Source organism: Bradyrhizobium sp. Mp27 (genome assembly GCF_029953005.1).
GTDB lineage: Bacteria > Pseudomonadota > Alphaproteobacteria > Rhizobiales > Xanthobacteraceae > Bradyrhizobium > Bradyrhizobium barranii.
The window spans coordinates 1-905 of sequence record NZ_JASAUS010000549.1 but is presented as its reverse complement, the minus strand read 5'-3'; the positions used below and the strand labels follow the sequence as shown (position 1 = coordinate 905).

Here is a 905-nt window from a genome sequence, read left to right as displayed (position 1 = left end):
CGAAAGTCATCGCCGGTGTAAAGTTCATCGACGGAATCGAAGTCATTCCGAACACTGAAAGCCACGCCGCCTGATCAGGCCGCGTCACCCAAAATCAGCCATAGCTCCCAAGATCCCGCGCAAATTCTCCAAGCTCTGACCATCGACGCCCGCCGCCTTTCCATTCAATGCCACCAGCTGGTAGGCCTCCCAGACCATACGCTTGATGATGGGCAACGGTTTGTCCGGCGTGATAACGCTCCTCCTGACAAAGCCTTGGCGTCCGATGTCGGACAGGGTAACGCATCCCCTTCGCTCCATGGCTATTGCAGCCACTTCAACGCTACTACAAGCTGCACCGCCCCTGTCTCGGAGTATTGGTATTCTCCCTCGTGGTGAGCGCCACTTGCGGATTTCACTTAACACCCCGAGCCAAATTCCCTCGTTCCCCATTGAAGCCTGTGATGAGGTCATGCCGCCTATACACCCCGTTATGACAGCGTCTGGACCCATTTCGATGCCTCATCGGCGGTTCGCTTGCGCTCATCTTCTCATCGCTCACCTGATGGCGTAGTCCGCCGCCTTTTTCCCCAACGCTCACCACTACGTCTCTTAAACGCAGCAGCGTGGGGTGGTTTGAAGTCCGCCCCTGCAGGCCGGCTCCGGGAGGGCAACTCCCGTCTTCAACACAATTGCGGCGGCAGATACGCACCAGCTTGCGGATTTCACGGATCGTGAGCATCGATTTCGCGCGATCGTGAGCACTGAATTCAGACGATCGTGAGCAGCCCGCTACGGCCGATGGGAGATAGAGTCAGAGAGCTGGCCCCGCAAATTCGGACAGTAGCTTGAGTGGATTTTCTGCCTGACAGCGGCGAGGATTCTTGCTGCGAATCAGGAGCGAAGATGACGAAGAAGAGCCGCCG

The 905-nt window shown here is 57.3% G+C and carries 1 protein-coding gene; it reads right to left on the bottom strand.

Annotated elements, in window-relative coordinates:
• Nucleotides 1-84: 84 nt before the first annotated feature.
• Entirely contained in the window at nucleotides 85-216 is a 132-nt protein-coding gene (locus QJT78_RS51680) for a hypothetical protein (RefSeq protein ID WP_281460903.1), read from the bottom strand.
• Nucleotides 217-905: the final 689 nt, after the last annotated feature.